General features: G+C 60.2%; 9 protein-coding genes. 6 read left to right on the top strand and 3 right to left on the bottom strand.

The window, feature by feature from the left end; all coding sequences use genetic code 11:
• Positions 1 to 21 precede the first annotated feature (21 nt).
• Positions 22 to 270 (bottom strand): hypothetical protein, encoded by a 249-nt coding sequence (locus ACUXH0_RS22185; RefSeq protein WP_182594665.1) that lies wholly within the window; start codon positions 268 to 270, stop codon positions 22 to 24.
• Between the two features lie 86 nt (positions 271 to 356).
• Positions 357 to 1,127 (bottom strand): hypothetical protein, encoded by a 771-nt coding sequence (locus tag ACUXH0_RS22190; protein WP_182594664.1) that lies wholly within the window; start codon positions 1,125 to 1,127, stop codon positions 357 to 359.
• Between the two features lie 1,003 nt (positions 1,128 to 2,130).
• Between ACUXH0_RS22190 and ACUXH0_RS22195 the strand changes: the two genes are divergently transcribed.
• Positions 2,131 to 3,450 carry a DUF4365 domain-containing protein gene (locus ACUXH0_RS22195; RefSeq protein WP_182594663.1) on the top strand — a complete coding sequence of 440 codons (1,320 nt, stop codon included), beginning with the start codon at positions 2,131 to 2,133 and terminating at the stop codon, positions 3,448 to 3,450.
• On the top strand, positions 3,447 to 4,898 hold the full coding sequence (locus ACUXH0_RS22200) for an argonaute/piwi family protein (RefSeq protein ID WP_182594662.1): 1,452 nt from the start codon (positions 3,447 to 3,449) through the stop codon (positions 4,896 to 4,898). Before ACUXH0_RS22195 ends, ACUXH0_RS22200 begins: the two co-directional genes overlap by 4 nt.
• Positions 4,899 to 4,917: 19 nt before the next feature.
• Here the strand turns inward: ACUXH0_RS22200 and ACUXH0_RS22205 are convergent, their stop codons facing one another.
• Entirely contained in the window at positions 4,918 to 5,190 is a 273-nt protein-coding gene (locus tag ACUXH0_RS22205; protein WP_220485498.1) for a ubiquitination-like system serine protease family protein, read from the bottom strand.
• 74 nt (positions 5,191 to 5,264) lie between these two features.
• On the opposite strand from ACUXH0_RS22205, the gene ACUXH0_RS22210 reads away from it, so the two are divergent.
• Genes ACUXH0_RS22210 through ACUXH0_RS22225 form a run of 4 tightly spaced genes read left to right on the top strand, consistent with a single transcriptional unit; the run spans position 5,265 to position 15,133 of the window.
• Positions 5,265 to 5,441 (top strand): hypothetical protein, encoded by a 177-nt coding sequence (locus tag ACUXH0_RS22210; RefSeq protein WP_182594661.1) that lies wholly within the window; start codon positions 5,265 to 5,267, stop codon positions 5,439 to 5,441.
• A gap of 15 nt (positions 5,442 to 5,456) precedes the next feature.
• The gene (gene drmD / locus ACUXH0_RS22215) at positions 5,457 to 8,636 is read left to right on the top strand and encodes a DISARM system SNF2-like helicase DrmD (protein ID WP_182594660.1); all 3,180 of its coding nucleotides are present in this window, start codon (positions 5,457 to 5,459) and stop codon (positions 8,634 to 8,636) included.
• Positions 8,637 to 8,640: 4 nt separating this feature from the next.
• Positions 8,641 to 12,948 carry an Eco57I restriction-modification methylase domain-containing protein gene (locus ACUXH0_RS22220; protein ID WP_182594659.1) on the top strand — a complete coding sequence of 1,436 codons (4,308 nt, stop codon included), beginning with the start codon at positions 8,641 to 8,643 and terminating at the stop codon, positions 12,946 to 12,948.
• Between the two features lie 10 nt (positions 12,949 to 12,958).
• A complete protein-coding gene (locus tag ACUXH0_RS22225) occupies positions 12,959 to 15,133 on the top strand; it encodes a KAP family P-loop NTPase fold protein (RefSeq protein ID WP_182594658.1) in 2,175 nt (724 codons plus the stop codon).
• The last annotated feature ends 10 nt before the right edge of the window (positions 15,134 to 15,143 follow it).

Raw genomic sequence — 15,143 nt, forward strand, 5'->3', positions numbered from 1 at the left:
GCCTGCTCCCGCTATACCCTCTCATAAATCATCCAAGTTCGGTGGCGAGTTGCCGCGCGCCGAGCCGGTCGTTTCTGTCCGGCTTGAACAATGCAGCCGTTCGATAACAGCCTTTTGTTGCCCGGCCCAGGCTCTACAGTGCTTCACGTGGGCGCCGAGCAGGTCCAGATTCCGGATGCGTCCGCCCTTGGTTTCGGGGCCGTTATCAACAACAAGTTGCCCAGGTGTGCCACACACATTCATGTCGTGGTCAATGTCGAGTTCGTTCATGGAGTTCCCTTTCTTCCCGTTGCGCCGCATGACTAAAACGCGGCTTGCCCGCGCGAAGCAGCGTCCGTTTGCCTGCGTAGATGTCGTCATGAATGTCGGTGACCTTGATGTACCGGTTGGCTAAGGCCTCCATACGCCAGGGACAACTCCAGCCTTCCGCAGATAGCGCGATGAGCCACGTCGCCCGCCAACACGCCACTGACGAGCAGAACTGGAATCAGGCCTGGTGGGAGTTGAAGGTCTGAGCAAAGCATGCGAACCGAGACAGAACCCTCTTCACAGCGCTGCATCGCGCGCTCAACGAGCTCGTCGGTCAAGTAAGTGCGGGCTTGGTGAGCTGCCTGCTTTAGCACCCGCGCGTTCATCCGCACCGGATGAACGGTATTCGCGCGAAGGACCAGGGTGCGCAGGGGATAGCCATTGGCAGCCAGAATGGGGCGAGCGCGCGCAACCTTGTCCCGGTAGACCTCGTCGCCCTCGAACCCTTCGGCCTTCACTTCGACGGCATGATGCAAGCCGCCAAGCCCCTCGATACTGAAGTCCACGGTGTAGAACTTCGCGCCAGGTACATCGCGATGCTTGTGCCAGGCTTCCCGCACCGCATCCCGCGTGAACAGCACGCGTTGGTCTATCAGGTCAACGAAAAACGGCTGCGGCTGAAAAGCCCTGACACGTGGGTCAATCGTCAGCAACTGTGCGACGAAGCGTTCGACATCGGACTCGACGTTGATGTGGCCGCCAGCTTTTTCGCTGTACGTGCCGAACCTGGCCTTGCCGTATGTTGATGCCCTTTGACGGATGCCGGTGTTGGCGGCGCTCTGCCGGCCGCGACGGCCATACGACACAGAGTGGCTCATGACACACCTCGCTCTACTGCCGTCAGTCGGAGAACGCTTTGGGAGCGTGTCGCGAGGCGCGCAACGACGCCTGCAAAACCAAGTGGGAATGGAAGATGGAGAGTGCTGTTCCTGTTCAGCATCAGGCAGTCATTGGGAGCTTCGACTGCATAGCTTACGGACGCGTTTTGGCGAAATATAGGGGTGGTCTGACAGGCGTTACAGTGCCACTCGCGAATATCGCTTGGCACGCAAGGACTCTTCCGACTGAAATTTTTTTTCGCGTTACACGCCTGTAACGTTAGCGTTACCTCGCGCTGCTGTCGCGTGAGTAGAGGCGGGAAATTGGCTCTGCCGCTGACCGCACGATGTGCGCGAGAACGGGCGCCGTTGTGACTGGCAAAGGAAGTGACAACTCGTGTTTGGCTGCCGTTCCGATGGCAGCCCCCAAGAGGAGGCCGGCAGGCCGGCCCCGGGACCTGCGACAGCGTGCAAAGGTCGCTCCATAGCGCGGGGCACGCGATGGGCGTTGTCTGTAAGGCAAGCGAAGACTGAATGCCGGCGCCAGTCTCCAGCCGAACGCGGTGAACTTTCGCTCGCCAAAAAGTGGGCTGCTTCATCGCTCGCTCCTGCGTCGAACCCTCTCATAAATAGAGGTTCGCCGCGGGAGCGCGTCACATTTGCGAAGGCAGGTTCACTCTCAATACAGCATCTCAACGTTGCGCCGAGACCGAGTTACCGTAGTCAATGCAGAGAAGTTTTTCAAGCTGGGCGAGCGGCACAGTGGATTTTCCGGCCGCGCCGACCAGGCGCCATCGTGCACCCGCTGTTCGCAGCAGCCACAGATGGAACCCAGTTCGCTTGCGATTTGCACGGTTAGCGATACACGAATACAGCAGCTCACCCTGAATACCGACACATATGCACTTACAATGAGTAGGCGTCTCGAAGAAGAAAATCGAGGATTGATGCCGCGTTCAGCGGTCCAGCTGGAACAGCCCGAAGTGGGTCTATTGGATGGCAAATGAACGATAAGAAGCTGACTGACAGTCAGTTGCTAGGCACGCAAGGGACAGGCCTAATCGAGCTGATAGTTTCACGGATGGGCCTCGTGTGGCGACCAACGACGCAACACGATGCCGGCATAGACGGCGAAATCGAAATCCGGGACGCCACCACCGGCCGAATGACCGGCATGCTCATCAAGGTACAGAGCAAAGCAGTCTCGGCGCTACCAAATGAAAATAACGAGAGCTTTGACTATTGGCCAGACGCCCGGGACATGGCCTATTGGCTCCGCCACACTGTGCCGGTCATCCTTATCGTTTCGAGACCGAGTACGAACGAATGCTACTGGCAGGTTATTCAACCCTCTCCACCTGGCGATGAAAAGCGGATGCGCTTTGTCAAAGCTAGAGACGCTCTAAACGAAGACAGTAGAGGGCGGCTCATCGATGTCGCTCAGGCAGCCTCGCCGCGCGGCGTCGCACCCGCGCTTTCAAAGCGAGAGACACTCGTCAGCAACCTAGTTCCCGTCACGAAATTGCCGGAACGGTTATATTTGGCTGAGACGTCCTATCAAACAGCAAAGGACTTGGCCTCGACGCTACGCGAGGCGCACTTGCGTCTCGAGTTCGTTCTAAAGAACGGCAGAATTCTTACGGTGCGTGACCTGACTGACCCGCGTTATCAGAATGTGTGCGACAGAGGCACGGTAGAGGACTTTGACGTCAAAGAGTGGGCAGAATCAACCGACCAGGACAAGCAACGCGACTTCGTGAATCTGATGAACAGCTGTCTTCGGGAGAAGCTGCGGTCAATGCCAGAGGCTCTACGATTTGACAGGGATACGAAGTGCTTCTTTTTCCCGCCCTCCGAAAGCAACACGCCGTATGACTACGCCTATCGCGGGGACAAAAAAGCCACCGCGCGAGAGGTATTTAAAGAGCGGCGCAATAAGCAGCAGAGACATCTGATGGGCTTCCGGCATTCAGCAATGAAGGCGCAGTTCTATCGGTTTGGAGATGATTGGTACCTCGAAGTTACCCCGACGTATTTCTTTACCAAGAACGGCAGAGAACAAAGCAAGTGGCATGAAGAGTGGCTGAAGGGCATCAAGGAACTGGAAAAAAATGGAGCGATTCGAGGGCAACTAATGATGTGGGTGGACATTCTGCGTAACCCTCCCGGCCTCTTTGACGAGGGATACCCATTTCTCGACTTTGGTCCACCCGCCGTATTCAGCATTGACCGCGGTATTGATGACAACGCGTGGACGTCATCGGACAGTTCCGATAACCAACAAGGCGACACGACATCTGCACCTTTGTTCGAGCTTGGATGATGAAACTTGATTTCTTGGAAGAGCCAGAACTGGAATTTGGCGGGCATCACAGGCATGTCGATATGCGCCAAGGCATCGCCCTGTTTGGCCCGCTCGACAGCATCGAGGGGCAAGCGCGCCGAATTCGCCTCGGAGTAGTCGGCACCCAACAAACGGTGGACGGCATCCTCCAGTGGCTCGAGCGTAGCAAGGCCGGCATCAAGGCCAAGGCCAGCCGGCAGCCACATCTATTCCCGGACTTTCCGGGCTTTGGTGCAGACTCGGCCTTCCGGGCCGAGTTCGATATTGATTCAAACGCTGTACGAACTCTGTCCAATCGAGAGTTGAGCCGTATCACCGCCCAATCTCAACTTATGGCCATCGCCGACGGGCAATCACTGCTCTCTGATGAAGTCCGGGCCATCAGCGAGTCAGGTCGGCCGGACGTCGTCATTGTGGGTGTCCCGCCGGAGTTGGTCGCATTGGAAGACGAAGAAATTAGCGAAGCGACCGCAGAGTTCAACCCTAAGCAAGACGCGCTCGAATATGGGAGCACGTTCGACCTCCGCAACATGCTGAAAGCAAAGGTCATGCGGATGAACCAACCAATCCAGCTCGTGCTGCCGCAAACATACGACGAGGCTGCAAAGGGAAAGACGAGCAAAAAAGGAGAAAAGCGCCCGCTGCAAGACGAGGCAACTAGGGCTTGGAATTTCCACACCGCCCTGTACTACAAGGCGAACTACCGGCCGTGGCGTATCGTTCGCGACGCCTCCGAGTTCCATGCATGTTTTGTTGGCATCAGCTTCTATCGTTCACTCGACCAGGCAAACCTGGTAACGAGCATGGCGCAGGTCTACGACGAACGCGGCGAGGGGGTAATCGTGCGCGGTAAGGCAGTTGAACTGTCCAAGGACGACAGGCAACCGCACCTTTCTCGCAACGATGCACATTTGCTGCTCACTACCGCATTGAAGGAATACAGACGAGAACACAAGCATCCGCCGGCTCGAGTGGTTGTGCACAAGAGTTCGAAGTACAGCGCGGAGGAGCTGGATGGCTTCAACGGTGCGGTCGATGACCAAGGACTGGAAACTGCAGACTTCCTTGTGATAACCAAGTCCTTCACACGACTGTTCCGCGACGGAAACTATCCACCGCTCAGAGGAACAATGCTGAGCCTGGACCCCGCGAACCACCTCCTCTACACGAGAGGTAGCGTGCCGTACTACGCCACATATCCGGGGATGTATGTGCCACGCCCTTTGAAATTTCAGATTGCTCAAGCGGACACTAGTCCACGCAAGCTCGCCGAAGAGATTCTTGCCCTAACAAAGCTCAACTGGAACAACACTCAGTTTGACGGCGCGGAACCCATCACCATGCGAGTTGCCCATCAAGTTGGCAAGGTTCTCAAATATGTGCGGGAAGGAGATGCTGTGCAGCCTCGCTATAGCTTCTACATGTAGCCCGACTCGCAACTTGACCCTATCGCCAGGCTTCGCGCCAGCGAATGACGCCTTGCTCCAGCCAGAAATGGGAACGGCAACCGGCGGTCCGCTCAACAGACGGTGAAAGGCTTGGGAGGCGAGTGCCTTTCTGCGTCGCCCCCCTCGGTCGTTGCCCTTCAATCATTGGAAGCTGGATAATGTCGCCACACCCACATGAACACCTAAGGTCCGCAAGCCAGCATTGCCCACCTTCCCCGACCGCATACAGCTTGCTCGCCTGAAGAGCGTTAGGCAGGTCGTCGTCGCGCAATACGGCGTGAGCAAGCGGATGTACACCTATCGCGTATCAATGACTGGTGTGAACCGACAGTTCCAGTGAGGCGCATGGACCTGAAGACCAAAACCTTGAACCTGTGGGTCAGCCCAGAGTTGAAGGACCTTGCAGTACGTAACCACCGCACCATCGCAAACTTCATCGAAGGGCTGGTTCGCGAGCATTGCGAGAAGTTCGGCGTAGCAGCAGGTCCAGAGCTAATAAAGCAGCCGCTGAGCCGCCTATAAAGGAGAAGCAGGAACGTGGCAGAAGTCGTCAGCATTGAGCGGGGGCTCCCGGCACCTGGTCAACTCGTGCAGGCCAGAAACCGTCGATTCGTCGTAACTGCCGTCGAGGCAGGACGGACTGACGCGGCACCGCAACATCTGGTCTCCATGTCGTCAGTCGAGGATGACGCGCTCGGCGAAGAACTCCAGGTCGTGTGGGAGCTGGAACCCGGGACTTCAGTGCTCGAGCGGGCCTCCATGCCCGAATTGACCGCTTTCGATGTCCCGCAGCAGTTGGACGCATTTCTGAACGCTGTGCGGTGGGGCGCCGTGTCGCAGACCGACACCAGCACCCTGCAAGCCCCCTTTCGTGCGGGCATCGAAATCGAGGACTACCAACTCGACCCGTTGGCGCGTGCCATCCAGATGCCTCGGGTCAATCTGCTCATCGCAGACGACGTCGGCTTAGGCAAGACCATCGAGAGCGGCCTGGTCGTCCAGGAGTTGATGCTTCGTCACCGCATCCGGTCTGTGCTCATCGTGTGCCCCTCGGGGCTGCAGATTCAGTGGCGCGAACAGATGCGTGACAAGTTCGGCTTGGACTTCCGCATCGTGGACAGCGAAACTATGAAGCAGCTTCGTCGCAGCCGAGGCTTGCATGTGAACCCGTGGAGCCACTACCCGCGGCTCATCACATCTATCGACTTCCTGAAGCGCGAGCGTCCGCTGCGGCTGATGCGCGAAGTGCTGCCCGCGACGGGGCAGCCTTCCTACCCTCGGCGATTTGACATGCTGGTGGTCGATGAAGCGCACAACGTCGCACCGTCGGGTAGCGGCAAGTACGCCACCGATTCCCAGCGCACCCATGCCATTCGACTGTTGGCACCGCACTTCGAGCACAAGCTCTTCCTGTCGGCTACTCCGCACAACGGCTATCGCGAGAGCTTCTCGACGCTGCTGGAGCTGCTCGATGACCAGCGCTTCGCTCGCGCGGTGACGCCGAAGTCCGACCAGCTAGCCGCCGTCATGGTTCGCCGACTCAAGCGCGAGCTCCCGCGCCGATGGGACGGAACCCCCCGGTACCCCGAGCGGGCCATTGAGGCGCTCGAAGTGAACTACACGGCGGAGGAGCGACAGGCGCACCAGGACCTCAAGCGCTACTCCGAGCTACGTGCCGCGGAAGCCCGCGACGACGGCGAGCGCTACGCCACGGAGTTCGTTCTGAAGCTGCTGAAGAAGCGCCTCTTCTCGTCGCCCGAAGCATTTCGAACCACGCTGGCCAAGCATGTGGAATCGCTGACCATTCGCCGTCGTGCGGTCCAGGCACCGCCTTCTACAGGGCTGCTGCGTCGAATGATTGACGGCCTGGACGAAGAAATTGAAGTCGAGAGCGACGCCGAGTGGGACACTGCGGCCGATGAGGCCGTAACCACAGCGGCCTCGCTGTTCCGGCCGCTCAACGATGAAGAGGCCGCGCTACTAGACAACCTCCGCGCCTATGCCGACCGCATGTCGGCCCGAGGCGATTCCAAGCTCCAAACGCTGCTTGCCTGGCTGAAGCAAACGCTGATGCCTAATGGGCAATGGAACCAGGAGCGGGTCATCCTCTTCACCGAGTACCGTGCTACCCAAAAGTGGTTGCAGGAGCGGCTGGTCACCGCCGGCTTCTCAGGCCTTGGGCGCGTCCAGCTCATGTATGGAGGCATGCCGCTGGACGAGCGTGAGCAGGTCAAGAACGCATTCCAGGCTTCACCAGCACAGTCAGACGTGCGCATCCTGCTGGCTACGGATTCGGCGTCCGAGGGTCTCGACCTGCAGAACCACTGCAACAAGTTGGTTCATATCGAGGTTCCCTGGAACCCGAACCGGATGGAGCAGCGCAACGGTCGTATCGACCGTCACGGTCAGCGTCAGCTCCAGGTCCACATCTTCCACTTCGTCGGCCAGGGGTACCACCAGCGCTCACGCCTTACCCAAGACGCCAACCCAGGCGACCTGGAAGGCGACCTTGAGTTTTTGCTGCGGGCGGCGCGCAAGGTGGAGACGATTCGCGAAGACCTGGGCAAGGTCGGGCCGGTCATCTCCCGTCAGGTCACCGAGGCGATGCTCGGACGTCGGCGCGACTTGGACACGACCGAAGCCGAACGGCATTCACAGCCGGCGCGCGAGCTTCTGCGCGTGCGGCGCGCAGAGAACGAGCTCAATGCACAACTGGCTCGATTGCATCACCAGCTGCAAGACACACGGCGCCAGCTGAACCTCACCCCTGACTCCATCCATGCGGTGGTGGAGGCGGGCCTGGCACTGGCCGGTCAGCAGCCCCTTGTCGAGGCCACGTTGCCTGGCGTCTGGCCGGACTCGACGGGGCAACGCGAGCGGTGCCCTGTTTTCCGTCTGCCACGGTTGGTCGGCACCTGGCAATCGGCATACGACGGCCTCGCCCACCCGCACACGCATGAGATTCGGCCTATCGTCTTCGACCATGCACTGACGCAAGGGCGGGACGATGTGGTCCTGGTGCACCTGAACCACCGGCTGGTCCAGTTGTGCTTGCAGCTTTTGCGTGCCCAGGTTTGGTCCCAGGGCGAACAGCGGCTGAGCCGCGTCACCGCGCGGCTGATGCCACCCAACACCGCGGATGTACCGGTGGCGATTGCACATGCACGATTGGTGGTTCTCGGTGCCGACAACCAGCGCATCCACGAAGAAGTCATCTTCGCTGGGGGACAGCTTCGTGAGGGACGCTTCACCCGCATCGACCGGGTTGGCGAGTTGGAGCTCTTGGCCGCTTCCGGGCTCCCACAGCCCGCTCCTGACTGGTTCAAAGAGAGCGTCGAGCCCCTGTGGCCGACGCACCGTGAGAACCTGTGGCGTGCCCTCGAAGCCCGCATGCGTGACCGTACCAAGACGCTGCAGAGCCGCTTGGATGAGCGGGCCGAGGCCGAGGTGGATGCCATGCGCTCGGCCATCGGCGAGCTCATCACCAGCATCCGCTCCCAGCTCAATGACGCCCAGCCGCAGATGGAACTGTTCTCCATACCTGAACGTGAACAACTAGAACGAGACCGCAGCGCGCTCGAACGGCGCTTGAATGACCTGCCGGAGGAGATGGCCCGCGAGGAGGAGCGCATCCGCGCGCGCTACGCCAGTCCATCCCCACGACTGTTCCCCGTCTCCGTGACCTACCTCGTGCCCCCTGGGCTCAGCAAGCGATAAGCCCATGTCCGTAGCCCGTCATCACGCCGAATGGCTGTCGCTGGTCGAAGTCTCCGGCCCCTTTCTTTCTCTGCCTGTTCTGTTGCGGGTATTTCCCCAGCAGTTGGATGCGCTCGATGCCGGGGTCAGTCGCTACACACGGCTGGCCTTTGCCGAATGGGAAGACGCCGAAGGCGACCGTGCCGTCCACCATGCCTGGCTACAGTTCGTACTGAAACGCATTCTGAGCCTGCCTGACGAAGTGCTGTTAACTGACCAGGCCGTCCCGCCTGGCATGGAGTTCACCGTGGCTGAGCACGGTGAAACGCTGCGGCCCCAATGGGTCGTCAAGCGCTCCGAAGACGAGTGCGCAGCGCTGCTGGTCGTTGCCTACCCCGTCGCTCAGGAGTTGGACCGGACGGTCAACAGCGCGCGCTGGCAAGCCTCCCCGGCCACGCGCATGCTGGCCCTGCTGCAGGGAACAGGTGTCCCTCTGGGTCTGGTGACCAACGGCTCGCACTGGATGCTGGTGAGCACACGTCCAGGCGAGCCCGCCACGTATGTGACCTGGGATGCTGCGCTGTGGAGCGAAGAGCCGCTCACGCTGCGGGCGTTCAGCTCGCTGGTCGGGTCCATGCGCATGTTCGGCGTGGCGGAGCGCGACCGTTTACCAGCCCTGCTGGCCGAGAGTGCACAGAACCAGCAGGAAGTTACCGACCAACTGGGCCTGCAGGTTCGCAAGGCAGTGGAAGTGCTGGTCCAGGCTGTCGACCGCATCAATGCCGACCGAAATGGCCAGCTGCTCACCGGTGTGGGGGAGAAAGAGTTGTACCAGGCTGCGCTCACAGTGATGATGCGGCTGGTCTTCGTGCTCTCTGCCGAAGAACGGGGCCTGCTTCTCCTGGGAGACCCGCTTTGGAATCGGCACTACGCCGTGTCCACCTTGCGCGACCAACTGCGCGAGGTGCCGGACGAGAACCTACTGGCCTACCGGCACGATGCTTGGTCGCGGCTACTCTCCACCTTCCGAGCCATCCACGCGGGCGTGGAGCACGACCAGATGCGTCTGCCTGCCTACGGCGGTGCACTGTTCGACCCTGACCGCATCCCGTTCCTAGAAGGGCGCGAGCCCGGGACACACTGGCAAGAGGCTCCCGCCCAACCGCTTCCGGTGAGCAACCGTACCGTGCTGCACCTGCTGGAGGCCCTCCAGTTCCTGCAGATGCGCATCCCGGGCGGCGGTGTGGAACCGAGGCGCCTGAGCTTCCGCGCGCTCGATATTGAGCAGATTGGCCATGTGTATGAAGGTCTGCTCGACCATACGGCCCGCCGAGCCACGTCGACGGTTCTAGGCCTCCGGGGTAGCGGCGGTGACGACGTAGAAGTCGAGCTCTCCGTGCTGGAGGGAAAGGCTGCTGAAAGCGAGCAGGCCGTAGTCAACTACCTGAAAGAACGAACAGGCCGCACCCCCTCCGCGCTAAGAAGCGACCTCCGTCGTGAAGAGCCACCCAATGCCCTAGCCCTTCAGGCGGTGTGCGCTGGTCATGACGGGCTCTTCAACCGCATTGCGCGCTTTGCCCATCTGCTGCGAGACGATTCTTCGGGCCACCCGGTGGTCATCCACCCTGGCAGCGTATATGTCACAAAGGGCAGCGACCGCCGCAATACCAGCACGCACTACACACCACGCACGTTGACCGAGGAGGTCGTCAAGGCCACCCTGGACCCGCTGCTCTACACGGGCGTCAGCCAGGGCGCCGAACCGTCCCTGGAGACCCTGAAAACGCCGACCGAAATCCTGGTGCTCAAGGTCTGCGACCCCGCCTGCGGCTCGGGCGCCTTCCTCGTCCAAGCCTGCCGCTACATGGCCGAACGCGTGGTCGAGGGCTGGGCCAAGGCCGAAGCGGAATCAGGAGACAACGGCCCGCTCACCGTGCCAGAGGCCCTGTCAGCCGGAGCCAGCCACAGCCAGCACCTGTTGCCGCCCGAGCCGGAGGAACGATTGGCGTTGGCCCGCCGCCTGGTGGCCGAGCGCTGCCTGTACGGCGTGGACCTCAATCCGATGGCAGTGGAAATGGCCAAGTTGTCGCTCTGGCTGGTCACGCTGCACAAGCACCGGCCGTTCACCTTCCTGGACCATGCCATCAAGTGCGGCGACAGCCTGCTCGGGCTGCACGACCCGGCTCAGTTAGAGCACTTTCACCTCGCGCCGTCGCGGACCCAGACACGCGTAGTGGACTACCTGCTCACCGAAGTCCAGCAATTGCTAGCGGAAGCTCGGCGAAAGCGGGAAGCGCTGGAGAGGTTCACAGTACTGGACGTTCGCGATGCCGAGCTGAAGGCGCAGCTGCACAGGGAGGCGGAGGCCTCTCTGGCGATGGTGCGAGTGTTGGCTGACCTCATTGTGGGCGCGGCACTGTCAACGGCGGGCTCCAATGCGGACCGCAGCGCGGCGCTTCTGGATGCGCGACTCGAGGAACTGCTGCTGCAGGCAGGAACAGCACTGGCACCAGCAGTCGAGCAGCGTTTCGTCGCGGAAGGCCCGCCGAACACCTTGCTGTGGCCGCTGCGTCAGTCTGCAACCCAGATGCTGGGTACCGCCAATGGCAGCGGCGAGCCACGCCGACCGTTCCACTGGTTGGTCGAATTCCCAGAGGTCTTCATGGCATCCGCCTCGGGAGGCTTTGATGCGCTGGTGGGTAATCCGCCGTTCGTCGGTGGGCAGAAGATTACTGGCCTGTTTGGAACAGACTACCGCGACCACCTCGTGCTGCATCTGGCTGCCGGGCGCCGTGGAACAGCTGACCTTTGCGCCTACTTCTTCTTGCGCGCGGTGCAGGTTTTGCGTCTAGGTGGTGCCTTCGGTTTGTTAGCGGTCAACACCATCGCCGAGGGAGACACCCGCCAAGTAGGCTTGGAGGCAATGCTGCGACAAGGCATCACGCTTTACACGGCGCGTACCAACTTCGAATGGCCAGGAGCCGCTTCCGTTGTTGCCAGCGCAGTGCAAGGCTTGCGCGGAGCTTGGAATGGCATCTACAGGCTCAACGGCAGTGTTGTGCCCTTCATTTCGGCCTTCCTGACAGCTGAGGACGAGTGGAGTCCAATGCCGTTGCAGGCCAACGCCGGCAGGAGTTTCGTTGGGTCTTACGTGCTGGGCATTGGTTTCACAATATCTCCCGAGGAAGCGCAAAAGCTCATCGCACGCGACGAGCGCAATGCAGAGGCGCTGTTCCCATACGTGAACGGAGAAGACCTCAACACTCACCCACAACAGCAGGCATCGCGCTGGGTCATAAATTTTTGGGATTGGCCGCTGGACCGTTCGGCGGACGATGGCCTGTGGGCGATTGCGGACGAAAGGCGGCGCCTGTTATGGCTGCGTGATGGTCGCGTGCCGCCAGACTACCCCGGGCGAGTGGCCTCAGACTTCCCTGACCTCCTGACAATAGTCGAAAGAGAGGTCAAACCTGAACGGCAACGAGTGGACAAGAACGGCCAGTATGTCCTTCGAAAACCGATGCCGCAGCGCTGGTGGCACTACTCCGAGAAGCGACCGGCTCTGTATCACGCAATAGGTCGCGGAAGAGTTTTTGCACGCCACCCTGACGGCTGGTCGGATGGCAACGCGCCCATGTCGCAAGTTACCGTCTTTGCACAGACCAGCAAAACAAAATATCCACATTTGGTCGACAACGAGGCTGTCTTTGACCAAAAGGTAGTTGTTATCGCTTCTTCCGATTTGACGCACTTTGCAGTCCTGTCTTCAAGCTTTCACTATGCGTGGGTGCACGTTCACGGAAGCCGGATGAAGACCGATGCGGTTTATACACCGTCAGATGTATATGAGACCTTCCCGTTCCCAGCAGTCATAGAGAACAGTGCACTGAAATCCCTCGGCCGCGAACTTCACGAGTTCCGCCAATCGGTCCTTGAGAAGAGAGTTTGCGGCTTGACCCAGCTGTACAAGCTAGTTCACTCACCAAGCTGCGCCGACGCGGATGTTGAGAGGATTCGCAGAATTCATCGGGAAATCGACCACGAAGTTGCCTGCGCGTACGGCTGGTCAGACGTCCTTCTTGACCATGGATTCCACGTCGCTGGCTATGTCGTCGACGCGGACAAGCTGAGATACACGGTTTCAGAGACCGCGCGAGTTGAGCTCATGCACCGCCTCTCGACGCAGAATCGTAAGCGTTACCGGGAGGAGCTGGAGGCTGCCCGCAGCGTGGAAGCCGTACAAGCCGAACGCTCGACTCCACTCAAGCGTGCCGGGCGGCCACCTGCCAAGAAGGCTGCGGCGCCGAGCGTGCAGCAGCAGTTGTTCGAGTGAGGTCCGTCGAATGACTGACAAGCATGCAGCTGAGCTCTCGTCCGACCGCCCATCAACGGACCCCGCGCAGGACCTCTTTGGCCACGCGCCGTTCGCCAAGACCTTGGCCAAAGCCATCCGCGGCTATCGAGGTAGCGACGGCATCGTGCTCGCGCTCTATGGCCCCTGGGGCTCAGGCAAGTCGACGGTGTTGGCCTACATCGAGCATGAACTCGAACAAGGTCCGGAGGCTGAGCGGCCTGTAGTCGTGAGTTTCAACCCATGGTGGTTCTCGGGGCAGGAGAACCTGGCCAAGGCTTTTCTGGGCCAGCTACAAGCCGTGCTGCCCGCCAAGTTCAAGGGCTTCGAGAAGGTCGGCAACCTCATCGCAGAATTCTCGGGTGCTCTGGGGGGTGTCGCGGACCTCGCTGGCAAGAGTCACGGCATTCCGTTCATCGGCAAGGTAGTTGAAGCCGGTGCGAAGCGACTGGCAACAAAGCCAAAGGACGTGCCTGCGCTGAAGAAGGCCCTTTCTTCCGTGCTGCTCGAGCAGAAGAAGCGGGTCTTAGTTGTCATCGACGACATCGACCGCTTGACCCCCGAGGAAGTGAGGCAGCTCTTCACCGTCATCAAGGCGCTAGCCGACTTTCCGTACATCACCTACCTGCTGGCGTTCGACCGAGAAGTGGCCACCACCGCCATTAGCGAGCAGACGGGCCTGCCTGGCGACAGGTACATCGAGAAGATTATTCAGGTGCCGTTCGAGTTACCGAGGGTTGACCACTCCACGCTGCTGCAGGCCCTATTCGTTCGTCTCGATGCCGTCATGGCCCCCACGCCGGAGGGTCGATTCGACTCGCACTACTGGACCAATGTCTTCTACTCGGGGCTACACAGGCTGTTCACAGTGCCTCGAGACATCGTCCGCCTGACCAACGCGTTGAGCGTGACGTACCCGGCGGTGGTCGGCGAGGTGAACCCAGTCGACTTCATCGCCATCGAGTGCTTGCGCGTGTTCTTGCCTGCGGTTTACGACGTCATTCGAACCTCGCCCGAGCAGTTTTGCGGCTACAGGGCCATTGACAATGGCGACGACAAGGCCCGTGCGATTGCCTTCCACGACATCTGGTTGCAGAGGGTGCCAGAGGACCTGCGTACATCGACACAAGAACTGATGTATCGGTTGTTCCCGCGCCTGGAGTCGGTCTGGTCGAATATGCATTACTCCGGAGATTCGCTGCAGCGGTGGAGGGCCGAGTTGCGAGTCTGCGTTGCCGACATCTTTCCGGCCTACTTCCGCTTGTCTCTGCCTGTCGGAACAGTGACGCGCGCTGATGTCGATGCACTGCTCTCGGCTGCCGATGACCCCGCTGCCTTCGCAAGCGTTCTGCGCGGTGCACTGGCACAGAGAACAGCCAGAGGGACGACCAAAGCCCGCGCGTTGCTAGAGCGCCTGATGGACCATGTTCCCGGTGAACTCGATGCATCGAGCGCAGAACCGGTCATCACGGCGCTGTTCGACATGGGCGACGAACTGCTAGTACGGACCGATAGGATTCCAGGCGAGTTTGACTTTGGAAACGAGTCGCGCGTTGCGCGCGTGGTCTATCACCTGCTGAAGAAGGTCGACCACGGCGACCGTTGCAGGGTGGTCTCAACGGCTTTAACGAAAGGTAAGGCACTGCGCTGCGGCCAGCACTTGGTCGGGTCTCTCGCTAGCGAAGTCGAGAAGGAAGCCAAGGGTGAAGGCGGGCCCGCGCTCGTTCGGGCGGACGATGTAGTCGGAATGAAATCGGCGTGGATGTCGCGTGTCGAAGTCCTTGCCAGCGAGCCGACCTTCATTGACCACCTTTCATTGGCGGCTCTTCTCAGTGGCTGGCGTCAATGGGGCAGAGATGCACAGGCAAGAGCTTGGTGGGCGACGGCGTCGAGTACCGACGAAGGGCTCATCAAGCTCATCGGAGCGTTTCAGTCCGAGTCGACGTCGCATGGCTTCGGGGACCACGCCGTTCGCGTGCGCCTGCGAGTCAATCCAAAGGGTGTCATGCCCTATGGAGATGTGCAAGTCATGGCTGCACGCCTCCAGACACTGCTCGATGCAGGACAGGTACCCGAGGTGTATTTGCCGGCAGTTCGGCAGTTCGTCCTCGAATGCGAACGCATGAAGGCTGGCAAGGACCCAGATTCCTTTGATTTCGACAATTAAGGCGGGAGAA

It is taken from the genome of Ralstonia sp. 110700041-2 (genome assembly GCF_056280165.1).

What these genes read in the sequence shown, in the direction of transcription:
- ACUXH0_RS22185 (WP_182594665.1), bottom strand. Translation starts at nt 270, where the DNA reads ATGAACGAACTCGACATTGACCACGACATGAATGTGTGTGGCACACCT.
- ACUXH0_RS22190 (WP_182594664.1), bottom strand. Translation starts at nt 1,127, where the DNA reads ATGAGCCACTCTGTGTCGTATGGCCGTCGCGGCCGGCAGAGCGCCGCC.
- ACUXH0_RS22195 (WP_182594663.1), top strand. Translation starts at nt 2,131, where the DNA reads ATGAACGATAAGAAGCTGACTGACAGTCAGTTGCTAGGCACGCAAGGG.
- ACUXH0_RS22200 (WP_182594662.1), top strand. Translation starts at nt 3,447, where the DNA reads ATGATGAAACTTGATTTCTTGGAAGAGCCAGAACTGGAATTTGGCGGG.
- ACUXH0_RS22210 (WP_182594661.1), top strand. Translation starts at nt 5,265, where the DNA reads ATGGACCTGAAGACCAAAACCTTGAACCTGTGGGTCAGCCCAGAGTTG.
- ACUXH0_RS22220 (WP_182594659.1), top strand. Translation starts at nt 8,641, where the DNA reads ATGTCCGTAGCCCGTCATCACGCCGAATGGCTGTCGCTGGTCGAAGTC.
- ACUXH0_RS22225 (WP_182594658.1), top strand. Translation starts at nt 12,959, where the DNA reads ATGACTGACAAGCATGCAGCTGAGCTCTCGTCCGACCGCCCATCAACG.